Below are 18,289 nucleotides of genomic sequence, written 5' to 3' on the forward strand. Positions count from 1 at the left end.
TGAGGCTTGCACATCCTATGTGGGAGCGGGCTTGCTCGCGAAGGCGTCGGGTCAGTCGACATCAATGTTGAATGATTGACCGCTTTCGCGAGCAAGCCCGCTCTCACACAGGAGAGCAGGCAGCAGGACTGATCAGTAACGGTAAGCGTGCGGCTTGAACGGGCCTTCAACGGTCACGCCGATGTAGTCAGCCTGTTGCTTGGTCAGTTGAGTCACCACGCCACCGAAACCGCGGACCATTTCCAGGGCCACTTCTTCGTCGAGTTTCTTCGGCAGTACTTCGACGGTCAGGCGCTCGGCTTTCTGGGCTGGCGACAGGTCGGCGTACTTCTGGCCGAACAGGAAGATCTGCGCCAGAACCTGGTTGGCGAACGAACCGTCCATGATGCGGCTTGGGTGGCCAGTGGCGTTACCCAGGTTAACCAGGCGGCCTTCGGCCAACAGGATCAGGTAGTCGTCGTTCTGTGCGTCGAAATCGCCAGGGCCGGTACGGTGAATCTTGTGAACCTGTGGCTTCACTTCTTCCCATGCCCAGTTCTTGCGCATGAAAGCGGTGTCGATTTCATTGTCGAAGTGACCGATGTTGCAGACAACGGCGCGCTTCTTCAGGGCTTTGAGCATGTTCGCGTCGCAAACATTGACGTTGCCGGTAGTGGTCACGATCAGGTCGATCTTGCCCAGCAAGGCTTTATCAATACTGGCAGCGGTGCCGTCGTTAATACCGTCGATGAACGGCGAAACCAGTTCGAAGCCGTCCATGCAGGCTTGCATGGCGCAGATCGGGTCAACTTCGGACACTTTGACGATCATGCCTTCCTGACGCAGGGACTGGGCCGAACCCTTGCCCACGTCACCGTAACCGATGACCAGCGCTTGCTTGCCGGACAGCAGGTGGTCAGTACCGCGCTTGATCGCGTCGTTCAGGCTATGACGGCAGCCGTACTTGTTGTCGTTCTTGCTCTTGGTCACCGAGTCGTTGACGTTGATGGCCGGGATTTTCAATTCGCCCTTGGCCAGCATGTCCAGCAGGCGATGAACGCCGGTGGTGGTTTCTTCGGTCACGCCGTGGACGCGGTCCAGAATCGCCGGGTACTTCTTGTGCAGCAGCTCGGTCAGGTCACCGCCGTCGTCGAGGATCATGTTGGCATCCCAAGGCGCGCCATCCTTGAGGATGGTTTGCTCAAGGCACCACTCGTACTCTTCTTCGGTTTCGCCTTTCCAGGCGAAAACCGGGATACCGGCAGCGGCGATAGCGGCAGCGGCCTGGTCCTGAGTCGAGAAAATGTTGCAGGACGACCAGCGTACTTCGGCGCCCAGGGCAACCAGGGTTTCGATCAGTACGGCAGTCTGAATGGTCATGTGGATGCAGCCGAGGATTTTTGCGCCCTTGAGCGGCTGCTCACCGGCGTACTTGCGGCGCAGACCCATCAGGGCCGGCATTTCCGATTCGGCGATGATGGTTTCGCGACGACCCCAGGCAGCCAGGGACATGTCGGCAACTTTGTAATCGGTAAAATCTGCAGGCGTGTTGACAGCGCTCATGAAGAGCCTCCATTCGTAAGTATGCGAATGGGCGCCGTTGTGCGTTAAGTGTTCGTGCAGGGAGCCCCGTACAAACAACGCCCCATCCGAGCCTGACAGGTCGAACCTGCTGCAGCGCCCCTCGGACAGGTGGCGGGAAAACGGTACCAAGTGAATGTGACCGTTCTGAAACGGGGCCGATTATAGCTGTGTGCGCAATACTTCCAAAGGGTTTCTGTCGGCCAAATGAAGATCGCCAATAGCGACCATAGTCCAAGCCTCATGGAGCATGACTGCCCGGTCTGCCATGATGGCCGGCATCAATCGGCAAGACGGTCAGGAGTGAGCATGAATTTCCACACCCGCAAATGGGTAAAACCCGAAGACCTCAACCCCAACGGCACGTTGTTCGGCGGCAGCCTGCTGCGCTGGATCGACGAAGAAGCGGCGATCTATGCGATCGTTCAGCTGGGTAATCAGCGCGTGGTCACCAAGTACATTTCCGAGATCAACTTCGTCAGCGCCTCACGCCAGGGCGACATCATCGAGCTGGGCATCACCGCCACCGAGTTCGGTCGAACCTCGATCACCCTGACTTGCGAGGTGCGCAACAAAATCACCCGCAAAAGCATCCTCACGGTCGAGAAGATGGTTTTCGTCAATCTGGGCGAAGACGGCTTGCCGGCGCCACATGGCCGGACCGAGATCAAGTACGTGAAGGACCAGTTCCAGGACGACGCTACCGTTGAGTGACTGCGGTCCCCGTGGCGAGGGAGCTTGCTCCCTCGCCACGGGGTTTTGCTTCATTGCATAGAGGGCTCAGCCGGGGACATTGACCGTCGCCGCGCTGCGACGTTGCAGGTAGATGAAAAACAGCGCGGTGAACACGGTCAGCCCGCCGACCAGTGCGCCGGTCCACGGCAGGTCTGCCAGATCAGCGCCGCTGGCGACCACCAGCCCGCCGATCCACGCACCGGCTGCGTTGCCCAGGTTGAAAGCGCTTTGGTTCAGGGTTGAGCCCAGATTTGGCGCCTCAGAGGCCTGGTCGATGATCAGCAGTTGCAGGATCGGGCACAGCGCGAAGGCGAACACGCCCCACAGCACAAGGGTGATAGCGGCCGGAATCACCGAGCGGCTGGTCTGGCTGAACGCGGCCAGCACCAGCACGATAGCGAGCGCCATGCCCACCAATGACGGTAGCAATCGGCTGTCGGCCAAACGCCCGCCGAGCACGCTGCCGGCGGTCAACCCGACACCGAACAACAACAGCATGACGGTCACGCCGTGAGGGCTGACGCCGGTGATGTCCTGCAGGATCGGTGCGATATAGGTGAACACGCTGAACAGGCTGGTGGATGCCAGCACACTCATGCCCAACGCCAGCAACACATTGGGTTTGCCCAGCACCTTGAATTCGCTGGCCAGGTTGGCCTTGTCCATGGCGATCTCTTTCGGCAGCCAGGCCCATTGGGCGATGGCCGCAATCACACCAATCACCGACACCGCCCAGAAGGTCGAACGCCAGCCAGCGTATTGCCCGAGCGCAGTGCCCAGCGGTACGCCGAGTACGTTGGCCAGAGTCAGGCCGGTGAACATCATCGCAATCGCCTGAGCGCGCTTGTTCGGCGCCACCAGTCCTGCGGCGACCACCGAGCCGATGCCGAAGAATGCGCCGTGGCACAAAGCAGTAATCACGCGCGCGGCCATCAACGTGGCGTAGTTCGGTGCCAGCGCGCAGAGAATGTTGCCGAGGATAAACATCAGCGTCATGCCCAGCAGCGTGGCTTTGCGCGGCATGTTGGCGGTGCCGACCGCGAGGATCGGCGCGCCGAACACCACGCCCAGGGCGTAGCCGGTAATCAGTAGGCCGGCCTCGGGAATGCTCACGGCGAGGTCGCGGGCGACATCGGGCAGTAAGCCCATGATGACGAATTCAGTGGTGCCGATGCCGAAGGCGGCAACAGCCAGTGCAAGCAAGGCGAGTGGCATGCGCAAGGTCTCTGTCGGTAGTCTTGACGCTCTGATCAGGCATACGCATGCGAACTCCCGGTTCCGTGAGGAGTCGGGTAGCAGCAGAAATTTATTGGAATAAGTATGTGCGCAACTGAGTGCGGCGTGGTCGGTTGCAGTATAAACAGCTGCTGACATATGGCGAATCAATTCTATTGATGCGGACAAGGAGGTCGTGTGCTCGCGACGGTTCTGGTGTTGGTGGCAGCGTTGTTGCACGCGGCCTGGAATACCCTGATCAAATTCAGTGCTGAACGGTTATTGGTCGTGGCCTGCATGGACAGCGTGGCGATGCTGTTTGTCGCGCTGATGCTGGGTTTCGTCGCGCTGCCACCCCTGGACATCTGGCCGTGGATTCTTGCCTCGGCGACCTTCGAGTTGCTCTATCGCTATCTGTTGATCCAGGCCTATCGGGTCGGAGATCTCGGGTTGGTCTATCCACTGATGCGCGGTTTGTCGCCATTGGTGGTGTTGGCGCTGACGCTGATTTTTGCCGGCGAGGTGCTGACGACTCGGCAGATACTCGGCATTTTGCTGATCCCGTTTGGCATGCTGTGCCTGGTCTGGCAGGGCGGTGGCGGGGAGCGTTTACCGTGGTCGATGTTGCCGGTGGTGGCGCTGATCGGCTTGTGTATCGGCTGCTACACCTTTATCGATGGGCAGGCATTGCGGCGCTGGTCGCACCCGCTCGATTACCTGGTTTGGGTTACGCTGCTCAGTGCCTGGCCGTTTCCGCTGTTGGCGCTGGTGCGCAAGCGTTCGGCCTTTACGCTGTTCTGGCGAGAGCAGTGGCGATTGGGTTTGAGCGTCGGGTTCTGCGTGTTGTTCAGCTACGCTTTGGTGCTCTGGGCCATGCAGTTGGGGTCGATTGCCGAAGCGGCTGCGTTGCGCGAGATCAGTGTGATTCTGGTGGTGCTGTTTGGCATGCGTTACCTCAAAGAACCTTTCGGCAGGCCCAGGCTCTTGGCCTGTGGGCTGGTGCTGACCGGCATGCTCGTGATGAAGGTCTGAGCGAACGTTGAAAAAACTCTAAAAAGGAATCTGCAATGACTGTTGCTCTGTGGTGTGTATTGATCGCGATTTTCTTGCCGTACGTGTGCACCTCCATCGCCAAGATTGGGGGCAAGTTCGGGCTTCGGGATAATCATGATCCGCGAGATTTTCTTGAATCCCTCGACGGGTTTGCCAGGCGTGCGCACTGGGCTCAGCTGAACAGCTTTGAAGTGACCCCGGCGTTTGCCGCTGCGGTCATTGTTGCGCATCTGGCCGGCAATGCAGAGTTGGTGACGATCAACGTGCTATCGGTGCTGTTCATCACCAGTCGTCTGCTTTACATCATCTGTTATCTCGCGGATTGGGCGATCCTGCGTTCGCTGGTGTGGTTTGTCGGCATGGGGCTGATTGCCAGTTTCTTTTTTGTATCGATTTGAGGTTCAGTAGCTGAAATTTTCGGTGTTTGTGCGGGCCTCATCGCGAGCAGGCTCGCTCCCACAGGGGAATGCATTCCTATGTGGGAGCGAGCCTGCTCGCGATAGCTATCTATCAGCCGAAACTAGGCTCAAGGTTTAACCGCGTCAGCCACCTGCGGCAGTTGCGGCAGCGCCGCGCCTTTTGGCCAGAGCATCCAGATCTGCCCTTGCTGTTTCATGTCGCCGGCCAGTTGCCCGGCGGCTTCACCCGTGCCCCAGAACAGGTCGGCACGCACTTCACCGGTGATCGCGCCGCCGGTGTCCTGCGCTGCGACCGGTCGCACCAGTGCGCTGCCATCAGGGCGAGTGGTGGATAACCACAGCAGGCTGCCCAGCGGAATGACCTTGCGATCCACCGCCACGCTGTAGCCCGAGGTCAGCGGCACGTTCAGCGAGCCGCGCGGGCCTTCGTTGCTGTCGGGGTTGCGATTGAAGAACACGTAGCTCGGGTTGCTGCCGAGCAATTCCGGGATGCGCGTCGGGTGGGCCTTGGCCCAGGCGCTGATTGCGCCCATGGTCACTTCTTCTTTTTTCAACTCGCCCTGATCCACCAGCCAGCGGCCGATAGGGCGGTAAGGGTGACCATTCTGGTCGGCATAGCCGATGCGCAATTGGCGGCCGTCTTCCAGTTGAATGCGGCCCGAGCCCTGGATCTGCAGAAATTGCAGGTCCATCGGGTCGGTCAGCCAGGCCAGTACCGGGGCCTTCACCCCTTTGGTTTCAATGGCGGCGGCATCGTCGTAAGGCTTGAGCACCCGGCCTTCAAGGCGACCGCGCAGGCGCTTGCCTTTGAGCTCCGGGTAAATGCTCTCCAGGGAGACGATGATCATGTCATCCGGCACGCCGTAAACCGGCACGTTGGCCGCCGGGTTCTGCGTCAGGCTGCCCGGATAGACCGGCTCGTAATAGCCGGTGATCAGGCCATTGGCATTGCCGCCGGAAGAGCGCAGGCCGTAGACCTCCAGGTGTTCCTTGAGGAAACCCCGGATGGCGTCGGCGGCTTGCGGTACGTTGGTGGCCGCCGCGCAAGTCGCGCCCCAGACCGGGTCGGCCTTGAGGCGGGTGCAGGCGCTGCGCCAGGATCCGAAGCCGGCCAGCAAGTCGTTATCGGACACCGTCGGCAAGGCTTCCCAGGTCGCGCTGGAATAGGTGGCGATGGCGTGGGTTTGAGGTTTCGCGTTGTCGCCACTGTTGCAACCGGCGAGCAGGGCGACCATCGGAAGGGTCCAGGCCAGAGTGTTGCGCCAGGACTTGAAACGGCTGTTCATGCGGTACTTCCTTTACGGGTTGTTCGAGCGCTTCCAGCGTTCAAGCAACCCTTATTGTTAATAGGGCTATTGGTCTTTGCCGGCGACGCGAGGATACTGGCCGCCGTTTCCCGTGACCTGAAGCCACCATGACTCTTAAAATACTTTCTGTTGTATTGCTGGCCTGCCTGACGCTGTCCGCCTGCGGCGGTGTCGATCCAAACTCGCCGCTGGGTCAGCGCAAGGCGATCTTCAAGCAAATGCTCAAGACTGGCGAAGAGCTGGGCGGCATGTTGCGTGGACGCATTCCGTTCGACGGGCCGCGCTTTACCGATGGTGCGGTCAAACTCGACGCCTTGTCCCATGAGCCGTGGAAGCATTTCCCACAGGTTCGCGAGGACGGCAAAACCAGCGCCAAAGACGATGTCTGGCAACAGCAGGCGCGCTTCCAGGACATGGCCCGCACACTTGAGGCCGCCACCGGTGAATTGGTGATTGCCAGCCAGGTTCAGCCGTACAAGGCCAGTAACCTGGGCCCGGCGGTGCAGAAAGTCGAAGACGCCTGTAGCGCGTGCCATAAACAGTTTCGTGATCACTGATTCACTGAGTTGTAGATAACCTGTGGCGAGGGAGCTTGCTCCCGCTGGGTGGCGAAGCCGCCCCAAAATCGGCTATCGCGATTATCCCGGGAAATCGCGTCAGCCGGACTGCGAACGCTACGCGTCCGAGCGGGAGCAAGCTCCCTCGCCACAAAAGCACTGTGCTCAGTGAACTCATCTCGCCCCTTGTTACTTATCCAACTCATCCAGCGCTTGCTGCAATTCCTTACGGGACTCGGCGAGTTTGTCTTTGCGATTGTTGATCTTGTCGGCGTCACCCTTTTTCATGGCCTTGTCGAGGTCGGCCTGACGACGGCTGACTTCGCGCTTGGCGTCGAGCACCTTGTTCTCGCGCTCTTTCTTCAGGGCGGCGTCGGTGCAGTGGTCGGTGACTTCGCTCAGGGCTGTTTCCAGGCCAGCTTGCTGATCGGCATTGCCATGGGCCCTGGCCTGTTCGATCTGAGTGCTGATGGACTGGCGCTTGGCGGCGCATCCGGTGAGTTCCGGGGTTTCTTCGGCCGCCATCAGCGGTGCGGCCATGACGCCGCAAAGGATCAACACGGCGAGCGGTGAAAGAAACTTCATAAAGGCTCCGTTTAAAAAACATCAGGTCGGCGAGCCGATGGGCTGTTGGAGCGCATCGATACCCATTGGGTTCAAAACTGCCGGCTCTTTGATCATTCAGAAACCGTCTATTCCGGCAGCGCGTAATTGTTCGCTCAAGGCCAGCACCTGCGGGTCGCGGAAAAATGCGCTCAATTGCGCAGCGCGCCCCGGGCCGATTCCGGCTTCGGTCTGCCATTGCTCAGTGTCTCGTTGCGCCAGTAATTGCCATGAGTCTGCAAGTCGGGCCTCACCCGTGGGTGGCAAGCCCAACGCCTTCAGCCAGCGTGAAAAGGGCTGTTGCCGGGCGCTTTGCAGGCTGTTCAGCAGGCGGCCACTGCTGCGCTCGCCGAAGCCGTCAATGTTAGCAAGCTCTTGGGCATCGAGGGTCAACCAATCGAGCAGCCCCTTGAGACGCCCGGCGCTGATCAGTTTTTCCCAGGTTCCGGGGCCTATATGCTGCAGCGCCAGTCCTTGTTTGCCGCTGAGCCAGGTCAGCCGTGCGAGAAACTGGCTTTCGCAGCCCGGTGTCGGTTGCCAGCAACTGAGGTGATGAAAGTCTTCTGCGCGGGGCGCGGTTATGTCGGGCCGCTGGGCGCTGCGTAACACGACACTGTCGAGCCGTGGGATGGTCAGTCCCGCAAGGCTGATGGCGACCTGATCGCCGGGTCGGATATCCAGGGTCTGCCAGCGCTGCAGCGAACTGACGCTCACGCGTTTGATCTGCCGGTCATCCAGCATGACCGGAGCCAGTTCCAATACCGGGGTAATGCGCCCGGTACGACCGATTTTGAAATTGACCTTGCGTACTTCGGCCAACGCCTGGGCGAAAGGGTATTTCCAGGCCATGCTCCAGGAAGGCGTTTTAGCCTGCCAGCGTTCAGCCGCCGGGCGCTGGCTCTGACGCAGGACAATGCCGTCGCTGGCAAACGGCAGGGGCGTGCGGTACCAGTGATCGCGCCAACGCTCGGCATCGGCAAACGCGCTGATGGGCTGGCTGTAGGGCTCACTGTCGGGGAAGCCTGATGCCTTCAGAAAGGCCAGGCGCGCCGGCAAACTGGCCGGACCTTGCGGCCAGTCCCAGACGAACAACCCTATCCCGTTGGCGTCCTCCGGGCTCAGCTCTTTACGGGCCATCAACCCGGCCACGGTGCTGCGGGCATTCAGGCTGCCACGTTTGGCTTGCACATGATCCGGCAGGCGCCAATAGAGCTCACCTTGCAACAGCAGGTCCAGCGGTTGTGGCAGTTGCTGGGGAATCGCGGCGACCTTGCGCACCGAGGTGGTCCAGTCTTGACCGTAGAGGCCGTCCCCGCGGCTGATCGCTTGCTGGAGCTGGCCCTCGCGGTAAATCAGCGTGACCGCCACACCATCGACTTTGGGCTGGGCCCACACCTCGCTGCGCGACTTGAGCCAGGTTTCGACGGCGTGACTATCGGTGAGTTTTTCGAGGCCCGTATGGGGGATCGGATGGGCAACCGTGCCACGGGCGGTGCGCAGTGGATGTTCAGGTGTCGTGGTCAGGTCAAAGCATGCTTGCCAGGAAGCGAGGCGGGCGCGGGATTGGTCATAGAGTTCGTCGCTAACCAGCGAGCGTCCCTGTCGGTGATAGCTGTCGTCCCAATGATCGATTTGCTGTTGTAGTGCAGCTATTTCGGTTTGAACCCGGATGGGTGGCCAGTCGGGGCAGGTGTTCGCGTTAACGGTCTGACAAGCAACGATCAGCCAAAAGCCGATCAACGAACGAAGCGTGGGCAGCATCATGAGCATCCTTGCTCGAGGGGGATGCTTGAAGGCTAGATCAGGTGCGAAGCCTGCGGGCGTGGGTAGTTTTCAGGGTGTGTCTAGCCCCGATCCGCGCCCATGAAAAAGCCCCGCACGGCGAACCGTGCGGGGCTTTTTGTGCAGCCAGGAAAGTCTTACAGACCGGCAGCAGCGCGCAGAGAATCGGCGCGGTCGGTTTTTTCCCAAGTGAAGGTGGTGAAGGTATCGTCACCCACAGTCTTGGTTTGCGGCGTGCGACCGAAGTGGCCGTAGGCTGCGGTTTCCTGGTACATCGGGTGCAGCAGGTCGAGCATGGTAGTGATCGCGTATGGACGCAGGTCGAACACTTCGCGGACCAGTTTGACGATTTTGTCATCGCTGATCTTGCCGGTGCCGAAGGTGTTCAACGAAATCGAAGTCGGCTGGGCGACGCCGATGGCGTAGGAAACCTGAATCTCGCAGCGCTCGGCCAGGCCGGCAGCGACGATGTTCTTGGCGACATAACGACCAGCGTAAGCCGCGGAACGGTCAACCTTCGATGGATCTTTACCGGAGAACGCGCCACCGCCGTGACGGGCCATGCCGCCGTAGCTGTCAACGATGATCTTGCGACCGGTCAGGCCGCAGTCGCCAACCGGGCCACCGATGATGAAGTTGCCGGTCGGGTTGATGTGGAACTGGGTGTCCTTGGTCAGCAGCTCGGCTGGCAGCACGTGCTTGACGATCAGTTCCATCACGCCTTCGCGCAGGTCTTTGTAAGACACTTCCGGGTTGTGCTGGGTCGACAGCACGATCGCGTCGATAGCCACAACCTTGCCGTTTTCATAGCGGCAAGTGACTTGCGACTTGGCGTCCGGGCGCAGCCATGGCAGCAGGCCGGATTTGCGGGCTTCAGCCTGACGCTGAACCAGCTGGTGCGAGAAGGTGATCGGTGCTGGCATCAGCACGTCGGTTTCGTTGCTGGCGTAGCCGAACATCAGGCCCTGGTCGCCGGCGCCCTGATCTTCTGGCTTGCTGCGGTCAACGCCCTGGGCGATGTCTACCGACTGCTTGCCGATGATGTTCATCACGCCGCAGGTCGCGCCGTCGAAGCCGACATTCGAGCTGTTGTAGCCGATGTCGAGGATCACATTACGGACGATGTCTTCCAGGTCGACCCAGGCCGAGGTGGTGACTTCGCCGGCGATGATCGCCACGCCCGTTTTCACCAGAGTCTCGCACGCCACACGGGCGAACTTGTCTTCAGCAATGATGGCGTCCAGCACCGCATCAGAAATCTGGTCGGCGATTTTGTCCGGATGCCCTTCAGACACGGACTCGGAGGTGAAAAGGGAGTATTCGCTCATCTCGATGTTTTCCTACAATTTACCGATGGTGAGTGTCGCCAGCCGGTCGCTGAAAATGGCGGACCTGGATCTGGAAACCATTACGTAAGCCTACATAGAGGCTTTCCCCGGGAACGAGTCCCGCAGCGGTGGCCCAACGGGCCAAATCGTCCTGTTCAAACCCCAACCAAAGATCACCGCAGGCCTCCCTGGCCCAACTTTGGTTGTGGCTACATAACTCTGTCACTAACAGGCTACCGCCTGGTTGCAGCAAACCAGCCATGTGCTTGAGCGCATCGGCTGGCGCGGCGAAATGGTGCAACACCATGTTCAGTACAACGCAATCGGCCGTCAGGCTCACGCCATTCAATGCATCGGCCAATTGCAGGCTGACGTTAGCCAGCTTTTCACGTTCGCAGACCTGACGCGCCAGTTCGAGCATCGCCGGGCTGTTGTCGAGCGCCGTGACCCGAGTGAAACGGCGCGCCAGCTCCGGCAGAAAACTGCCGTCGCCGGGGCCGACTTCAATCGCTGTGGCGTCTTCGTTGAAACTCAACTTGTCGAGCAGCGCCAGCACGCTTTCGCGGTACTGCGCGAGACTGGCGATCAAGTCTTGCTGGGCGCGAAACTTTTCCGCAACCCGTGAGAAAAAATCCTGGCTGGCAGCGGCTCGTTGCCCGTGGACCTGGCTGATTCGCGCTTGCACATCACTTGGCAAGCTCAGGTTGTCCACTTCTTCGAGCAGTGCGGCGTGCAGCTTGCCCCCCAGTTGTTCGGTGTGGGGCAGTGCGCGACGGTAAAAAATCGCGTTGCCTTCGCGACGGGTCGCTACCAGATCGGCCTGGGCCAGCACCTTCAAGTGGTGACTCATGCCCGATTGGCCAGTGGCGAAGATCTGCGCCAGCTCCAGTACGCCGAACGAATCGTTGGCCAGAGCGCGCAAAACGTTCAGCCGCAATGGATCGCCGCCGGCCTTGCACAGGGCCGCCAGCTCATCGCAATCGTCATGGCGAATGGAAGGCACGCGTAAATTCATAAGGCCAGCAGTCTAGTGATGCACCGAAACCACCGCAAGGCCAATATCAAAAAGTTTTGATATTGCTCGATAAATGGCACTTCCAGGGCTGCGCTTCACTCTACAAACGAAGCGCGGAAAGGTTTCACCCGACGAATCCGCATTTATCCACAGGAAAAACACTTCGGATCGACTATCTGTCATTGCCCCGAGGCTGTCCGCTGAGGGAAAATGCTCGCCTTTTTTCCGTTTCGTTTTATTCACTCTCGATTCAATTCCCGCAGGAGAACAGCGATGCCCAGCCGTCGTGAGCGTGCCAACGCCATTCGTGCCCTCAGCATGGATGCCGTGCAAAAAGCCAACAGCGGCCATCCCGGTGCCCCTATGGGTATGGCGGATATCGCCGAAGTGCTTTGGCGTGACTACCTCAAGCACAACCCGAGCAATCCATCCTTTGCCGACCGCGACCGGTTCATCCTGTCCAATGGTCACGGCTCGATGTTGATTTACTCGCTGCTGCACCTGACCGGCTACGACCTGTCGATCGATGACCTGAAAAGCTTCCGTCAACTGCACAGTCGCACCCCGGGCCACCCGGAACTCGGCTACACCCCGGGTGTTGAAACCACCACTGGCCCGCTGGGTCAGGGCCTGGCCAACGCTGTGGGTTTTGCCTTGGCAGAAAAAGTCCTGGCGGCGCAGTTCAACCGTCCTGGCCATAACGTTGTCGACCACCACACCTACGTGTTCCTGGGTGATGGCTGCATGATGGAAGGCATTTCGCACGAAGTCAGCTCCCTGGCCGGTACGCTGGGCCTGGGCAAACTGATCGCCTTCTACGATGACAACGGCATCTCCATCGACGGCGAAGTCGAAGGCTGGTTCACCGATGACACCCCTAAGCGTTTCGAAGCCTACAACTGGCAAGTGATCCGCAACGTCGACGGTCACGACCCGGAAGAGATCAAAACCGCGATCGACACTGCACGCAAAAGCGAGCAACCAACGCTGATCTGCTGCAAAACCATCATCGGCTTCGGCTCGCCGAACAAGCAAGGCAAGGAAGACTGCCACGGCGCTGCCCTGGGTGACGCGGAAGTCGCTTTGACCCGTGCTGCGCTGAAGTGGAACCACGGCCCGTTCGAAATCCCGGCCGACATCTACGCCGAGTGGGACGCCAAGGAAGCCGGCCGCGCCGCCGAAGCCGAATGGGACCAGCGTTTCGCTGCCTACTCCGCCGAATTCCCTGAACTGGCCAACGAGCTGGTTCGTCGTCTGAGCGGTGATCTGCCGGAAGACTTCTCGGAAAAAGCCTCGGCCTACATCGCTGAAGTCGCGGCCAAAGGCGAAACCATCGCCAGCCGTAAAGCCAGCCAGAACGCCCTGAACGCGTTTGGCCCGCTGCTGCCGGAACTGCTGGGTGGTTCGGCTGACCTGGCCGGCTCCAACCTGACCCTGTGGAAAGGTTGCAAAGGTGTCAGCGCTGAAGACGCCAGCGGCAACTACATGTACTACGGCGTTCGCGAGTTCGGCATGACCGCCATCATGAACGGCGTTGCCCTGCACGGCGGCCTGGTGCCTTACGGCGCGACCTTCCTGATGTTCATGGAATACGCCCGCAACGCCGTGCGCATGTCCGCCCTGATGAAGCAGCGGGTGATCCACGTCTACACCCACGACTCCATCGGTCTGGGCGAAGACGGCCCGACTCACCAGCCAATCGAGCAACTGGCCAGCCTGCGTTGCACGCCGAACCTCGACACCTGGCGTCCAGCCGATGCCGTTGAGTCGGCCGTGGCCTGGAAGTGCGCCCTGGAGCGTAAAGACGGTCCTTCGGCACTGATCTTCTCGCGTCAGAACCTGCAGCACCAAACCCGTGACGCGGTGCAGATCGAACTGATCAACCGTGGTGGTTACGTGCTCAAGGATTGCGCAGGTGAGCCTGAGTTGATCCTGATCTCGACCGGTTCGGAAGTCGGTCTGGCCGTTCAGGCCTACGACAAACTGACGGAACAGGGCCACAAGGTGCGCGTGGTTTCCATGCCTTGCACCAGCGTGTTCGATGCTCAGGATGCCGGCTACAAGCAAGCGGTCCTGCCGTTGCAGGTCAGCGCCCGTATCGCCATCGAGGCTGCTCACGGCGACTACTGGTACAAGTACGTGGGCCTGGAAGGCCGCGTCATCGGCATGACCACCTACGGCGAGTCGGCGCCTGCGCCTGCCTTGTTCGAAGAGTTCGGCTTCACCCTGGAAAACATCCTGGGTCAGGCTGAAGAACTGCTGGAAGACTGATCCAGAAAATGTGTCGTCTGATCTGACGTCATCGCGAGCAGGCTCGCTCCCACAAGGATCTTCACCGACCCTGTGGGAGCGAGCCTGCTCGCGATAGCGGTGGTTCGGGCAATGTTGCAGTACCTGAATCACCACGGTAATCGAGAACCCCATGCCTCAACCGCGTCCTTACAAAGTTGCACTCAACGGCTACGGCCGGATTGGTCGTTGCGTCTTGCGTGCTTTGTTCGAGCGAGGGGCGGCGGCCGGGTTTGAAATTGTCGCGATCAACGATTTGGCCGACATGGCCAGCGTCGAATACCTGACACGCTTCGACTCCACCCACGGGCGTTTTCCCGGTGAGGTGAAGGTCGATGGCGATTGTCTGCATATTAATGGCAACTGCGTGAAGGTCCTGCGCAGTGCCTCCCCCGAAGGCATCGATTGGGCGTCGCTGGGCGTCGATCTGGTGCTGGAGTGCTCCGGCGCGTATCACACCCGCGCAGATGGCCAGCGTTTCCTCGACGCCGGCGCACCGCGCGTGCTGTTTTCCCAGCCGATGGCCAGCGAAGCGGATGTCGACGCCACCATCGTCTACGGCGTCAATCAGGATTGCCTGACCGGCGATGAACTGCTGGTGTCCAACGCGTCCTGCACCACCAACTGCGGCGTGCCGCTGTTGCGTCTGCTGGATCAGGCCTTTGGTCTGGATTACGTGTCGATCACCACCATTCACTCGGCAATGAACGACCAGCCAGTGATCGACGCTTATCATCACGAAGACCTGCGCCGCACCCGTTCGGCGTTTCAGTCGGTGATCCCGGTGTCCACCGGTCTGGCGCGCGGCATCGAACGCCTGCTACCGGAACTGGCCGGACGAATTCAGGCCAAAGCCGTGCGCGTGCCGACGGTCAACGTGTCGTGCCTCGACATCACGATGCAAACCGTCACCGACACCGACGCTGCCGAGGTCAACCGGATCCTGCGCGAAGCGGCCACCAGCGGCCCGCTCAAAGGCCTGCTGGCTTACACCGAATTGCCTCACGCCAGTTGTGATTTCAACCATGACCCACACTCGGCGATCGTCGATGCCAGTCAGACCCGTGTTTCCGGCCCAAGGCTGGTGAACGTGCTGGCCTGGTTCGACAACGAATGGGGTTTTGCCAACCGAATGCTGGATGTTGCAGAACACTATCTGCAAACAGCGATTTCACCTGTCTCTCAGCTTTCTACTTCTCAACTCTCTATCTCTAAAGAACAGTAACCCAGGAAATGCGACCCATGACCGTGTTGAAGATGACCGACCTCGATCTGCAAGGTAAGCGCGTATTGATCCGCGAAGACCTCAACGTCCCAGTCAAGGACGGTGTTGTCACCAGCGATGCGCGAATCCTGGCCTCGCTGCCGACCATCAAGCTGGCCCTGGAAAAAGGCGCGGCCGTGATGGTCTGCTCGCACCTTGGCCGTCCGACCGAAGGTGAATTCTCGGCCGAGAACAGCCTCAAGCCAGTCGCCGACTACCTGAGCAAGGCTCTGGGTCGTGAAGTGCCGCTGGTGTCCGACTACCTGGGCGGTGTTGACGTGAAAGCGGGCGACATCGTGCTGTTCGAGAACGTGCGCTTCAACAAAGGCGAGAAAAAGAACGCTGACGAACTGGCCCAGCAATACGCCGCCCTGTGCGACGTGTTCGTGATGGACGCCTTCGGCACCGCTCACCGTGCCGAGGGTTCGACCCATGGCGTGGCCAAATTCGCCAAAGTCGCGGCGGCTGGCCCGCTGCTGGCTGCCGAACTGGATGCACTGGGCAAAGCCCTGGGGGCTCCGGCCCAGCCAATGGCGGCCATCGTTGCAGGTTCCAAGGTCTCGACCAAACTCGACGTGCTGAACAGCCTGAGCCAGATCTGCGACCAACTGATCGTCGGTGGCGGCATCGCCAACACCTTCCTGGCCGCTGCCGGTCACCCGGTTGGCAAATCGCTGTACGAGCCAGACCTGCTGGACACCGCCCGCGCCATCGCCGCCAAAGTCAGCGTGCCATTGCCGGTTGACGTGGTGGTTGCCAAGGAATTCGCTGAAAGCGCCGCTGCCACCGTCAAGCTGATCGCTGACGTGGCTGCCGACGACATGATCCTGGACATCGGCCCACAGACCGCAGCGCATTTCGCTGAACTGCTGAAGTCGTCGAAAACCATTCTGTGGAACGGCCCGGTCGGCGTATTCGAGTTCGACCAGTTCGGTAACGGCACCAAAGTCCTGGCCCAGGCCATCGCAGACAGCTCGGCGTTCTCCATCGCGGGCGGCGGCGACACCCTGGCAGCCATCGACAAATATGGCGTTGCCGAGAAGATCTCCTACATTTCTACCGGTGGTGGCGCGTTTCTCGAATTCGTCGAAGGCAAAGTGCTGCCCGCCGTTGAAGTCCTGGAAAGCCGGGCAAAGGCCTAAGGGCCATCCATTGGCCAGGCAAAGGAGTGTTGACATGGTCAAGACGTTAGCGACATTGATCGCAGCGGGTGTGCTGGCCGGCTGTGGGAGTCACCCCACAGCTGCGCCGGAACCGGAAGCCGGCGCGTCAGACAAAGGCTGTTACCAGGCCGACTGGCAAGCGGAAACCAACCCGGTGATCAACAAGCGCTCCGGGCCGGATGGCCTGGATAAATACGAGACACGGACCCCGGCCAAGGAACATGGTTGCCCTTGACCGGTCTGACTCACAAACCCCAGCGCTGGTGGCGTGTGTCGCCAGCCGAGGAACACAGATGAAAGGCTTGATAGCCGTGGCATCGCTGGCAGTGCTTGCCGGTTGCGCCACTATGAACCCGTTCGCGTCATCGCCCGCCGCGTCCGATAACTGGACGAGCTGGGTCTGTGACAGCCAGGCGCAAGTGCACTGGCGCTACACCGACACCACGCGCAACACCGTTGATGTACGGCTGAGCGACGATCAGGTTCACCGCTTGAAGCTGGATCCCGCAGGCAGCGGTTCGCTGTACAGCGATGACAAACTGGCGTTTCACATAAAAGGTGAGGAAGGCCTGGTGTACTGGGTCGCCACCAACGATTTGATTGGCCGGGGCTGTAAAGCCAAGTAACACGATTGAGCTGACTCACCGAGATCTACATGTGGGAGCGAGCCTGCTCGCGATGACGGCAGTCCATTCAACATCAGCGTTGACTGACCCACCGCTTTCGCGAGCAGGCTCGCTCCCACAGGGTTTCAGTGTTGTTTTTTAGAACTTGCACCACCGAATTCGCAGACCGGCCTTACCCCCGATCTGCAATAACTTGAATAGCAGCCGCCGCTACGGCAGGCTTGCACGATTAACGACCCTCAACCGGGAGAGACACACACAATGGCACTTATCAGCATGCGCCAGATGCTGGACCACGCAGCCGAGTTCGGCTACGGCGTTCCAGCCTTCAACGTCAACAACCTTGAGCAGATGCGCGCCATCATGGAAGCCGCTGACAAGACTGACTCCCCGGTGATCGTCCAGGCTTCGGCCGGCGCCCGTAAATACGCTGGCGCGCCATTCCTGCGTCACCTGATCCTGGCGGCGATCGAAGAATTCCCGCACATTCCGGTGTGCATGCACCAGGACCACGGCACCAGCCCTGACGTCTGCCAGCGCTCCATCCAGCTGGGCTTCAGCTCGGTGATGATGGACGGCTCCCTGGGCGAAGACGGCAAGACCCCGACCGACTACGACTACAACGTCCGTGTTACCCAACAAACCGTGGCTATGGCTCACGCCTGCGGCGTATCGGTAGAAGGCGAGTTGGGCTGCCTGGGTTCGCTGGAAACCGGCATGGCCGGTGAAGAAGACGGTATCGGTGCAGAAGGCGTGCTTGATCACAGCCAAATGCTGACCGACCCGGAAGAAGCCGCTGACTTCGTCAAACGCACGCAGGTCGACGCCCTGGCCATCGCCATCGGCACCAGCCACGGCGCTTACAAGTTCACCAAGCCACCGACTGGCGACGTGCTGGCCATCGACCGCATCAAAGAAATCCACAAACGCATCCCGAACACCCACCTGGTGATGCACGGTTCGTCTTCGGTTCCGCAAGAGTGGCTGGCGATCATCAACCAGTACGGCGGCGACATCAAAGAAACCTACGGCGTACCGGTTGAAGAAATCGTCGAAGGCATCAAGCACGGCGTGCGCAAGGTCAACATCGACACCGACCTGCGCCTGGCGTCCACCGGTGCGATGCGTCGCCTGATGGCCACCAATCCGAGCGAATTCGACCCACGTAAATTCTTCGGCGCCACCGTGACGGCCATGCGTGATGTGTGCATCGCTCGTTATGAGCAGTTTGGTACGGCGGGTAATGCTTCGAAGATCAAGCCTGTTTCGTTGGAAGCAATGTTCCAGCGTTATCTGAAGGGTGAGTTGAACGCCAAGGTTAACTAAGACCTGAACGTTTAATCGCACTAACGAAAAACCCGCCGAGAGGCGGG

Annotated in this window: 17 protein-coding genes and 1 riboswitch; of the genes, 10 read left to right on the top strand and 7 right to left on the bottom strand. The window is 60.1% G+C overall.

The features are described from left to right. Positions 1–132 precede the first annotated feature (132 nt). Positions 133–1,542, bottom strand: coding sequence for an adenosylhomocysteinase (gene ahcY, locus NTD87_RS24615; protein ID WP_262116791.1), 1,410 nt, complete (start codon positions 1,540–1,542; stop codon positions 133–135). 22 nt (positions 1,543–1,564) lie between these two features. Next, positions 1,565–1,671, bottom strand: a riboswitch (S-adenosyl-L-homocysteine riboswitch). A gap of 198 nt (positions 1,672–1,869) precedes the next feature. On the opposite strand from ahcY, the gene NTD87_RS24620 reads away from it, so the two are divergent. After that, the gene (locus NTD87_RS24620; RefSeq protein ID WP_123426459.1) at positions 1,870–2,274 is read left to right on the top strand and encodes an acyl-CoA thioesterase; all 405 of its coding nucleotides are present in this window, start codon (positions 1,870–1,872) and stop codon (positions 2,272–2,274) included. A gap of 66 nt (positions 2,275–2,340) precedes the next feature. Here the strand turns inward: NTD87_RS24620 and NTD87_RS24625 are convergent, their stop codons facing one another. Beyond that, entirely contained in the window at positions 2,341–3,510 is a 1,170-nt protein-coding gene (locus NTD87_RS24625; protein WP_262116792.1) for an MFS transporter, read from the bottom strand. Positions 3,511–3,708: 198 nt separating this feature from the next. Between NTD87_RS24625 and NTD87_RS24630 the strand changes: the two genes are divergently transcribed. Beyond that, positions 3,709–4,542, top strand: a complete 834-nt coding sequence (locus tag NTD87_RS24630; protein ID WP_262116793.1) for an EamA family transporter — start codon at positions 3,709–3,711, stop codon at positions 4,540–4,542. Between the two features lie 35 nt (positions 4,543–4,577). Then, positions 4,578–4,961 (top strand): MAPEG family protein, encoded by a 384-nt coding sequence (locus NTD87_RS24635; RefSeq protein ID WP_123426462.1) that lies wholly within the window; start codon positions 4,578–4,580, stop codon positions 4,959–4,961. A gap of 128 nt (positions 4,962–5,089) precedes the next feature. Here the strand turns inward: NTD87_RS24635 and NTD87_RS24640 are convergent, their stop codons facing one another. Beyond that, entirely contained in the window at positions 5,090–6,268 is a 1,179-nt protein-coding gene (locus NTD87_RS24640; RefSeq protein ID WP_262116794.1) for a murein transglycosylase A, read from the bottom strand. Positions 6,269–6,396: 128 nt separating this feature from the next. On the opposite strand from NTD87_RS24640, the gene NTD87_RS24645 reads away from it, so the two are divergent. Next, entirely contained in the window at positions 6,397–6,846 is a 450-nt protein-coding gene (locus tag NTD87_RS24645; RefSeq protein WP_262116795.1) for a c-type cytochrome, read from the top strand. Between the two features lie 189 nt (positions 6,847–7,035). On the opposite strand, the gene NTD87_RS24650 is transcribed toward NTD87_RS24645, so the two are convergent. The 4 genes from NTD87_RS24650 to NTD87_RS24665 all read right to left on the bottom strand — a co-directional run bounded on the left by NTD87_RS24650 (position 7,036) and on the right by NTD87_RS24665 (position 11,574). Further along, positions 7,036–7,431, bottom strand: coding sequence for a DUF1090 domain-containing protein (locus tag NTD87_RS24650; protein ID WP_262116796.1), 396 nt, complete (start codon positions 7,429–7,431; stop codon positions 7,036–7,038). Positions 7,432–7,527: 96 nt separating this feature from the next. Next, on the bottom strand, positions 7,528–9,210 hold the full coding sequence (gene ligB / locus NTD87_RS24655; RefSeq protein WP_262116797.1) for an NAD-dependent DNA ligase LigB: 1,683 nt from the start codon (positions 9,208–9,210) through the stop codon (positions 7,528–7,530). Positions 9,211–9,368: 158 nt separating this feature from the next. Next, positions 9,369–10,559, bottom strand: coding sequence for a methionine adenosyltransferase (gene metK / locus NTD87_RS24660; protein WP_262116798.1), 1,191 nt, complete (start codon positions 10,557–10,559; stop codon positions 9,369–9,371). A 19-nt stretch (positions 10,560–10,578) separates the two neighbouring features. After that, on the bottom strand, positions 10,579–11,574 hold the full coding sequence (locus NTD87_RS24665) for an ArsR/SmtB family transcription factor (protein ID WP_262116799.1): 996 nt from the start codon (positions 11,572–11,574) through the stop codon (positions 10,579–10,581). Positions 11,575–11,847: 273 nt separating this feature from the next. Here NTD87_RS24665 and tkt point away from each other — a divergent pair, with 273 nt between their 5' ends. The 6 genes from tkt to fba all read left to right on the top strand — a co-directional run bounded on the left by tkt (position 11,848) and on the right by fba (position 18,242). After that, complete coding sequence (tkt, locus tag NTD87_RS24670) at positions 11,848–13,845, top strand: transketolase (protein WP_262116800.1); 1,998 nt, start codon at positions 11,848–11,850, stop codon at positions 13,843–13,845. Between the two features lie 151 nt (positions 13,846–13,996). Further along, a complete protein-coding gene (epd, locus tag NTD87_RS24675) occupies positions 13,997–15,088 on the top strand; it encodes an erythrose-4-phosphate dehydrogenase (protein WP_262116801.1) in 1,092 nt (363 codons plus the stop codon). 17 nt (positions 15,089–15,105) lie between these two features. Further along, positions 15,106–16,269: a phosphoglycerate kinase gene (locus NTD87_RS24680; protein WP_262116802.1), complete on the top strand. Its 1,164-nt coding sequence runs from the start codon at positions 15,106–15,108 to the stop codon at positions 16,267–16,269. 34 nt (positions 16,270–16,303) lie between these two features. Beyond that, positions 16,304–16,525, top strand: coding sequence for a hypothetical protein (locus NTD87_RS24685; protein ID WP_262116803.1), 222 nt, complete (start codon positions 16,304–16,306; stop codon positions 16,523–16,525). 58 nt (positions 16,526–16,583) lie between these two features. Further along, on the top strand, positions 16,584–16,916 hold the full coding sequence (locus NTD87_RS24690) for an MliC family protein (protein WP_262116804.1): 333 nt from the start codon (positions 16,584–16,586) through the stop codon (positions 16,914–16,916). 261 nt (positions 16,917–17,177) lie between these two features. Beyond that, a complete protein-coding gene (gene fba / locus NTD87_RS24695; protein WP_262116805.1) occupies positions 17,178–18,242 on the top strand; it encodes a class II fructose-bisphosphate aldolase in 1,065 nt (354 codons plus the stop codon). Positions 18,243–18,289 lie beyond the last annotated feature (47 nt).

This window comes from Pseudomonas sp. 6D_7.1_Bac1, assembly GCF_025465945.1.
Lineage (GTDB): Bacteria > Pseudomonadota > Gammaproteobacteria > Pseudomonadales > Pseudomonadaceae > Aquipseudomonas.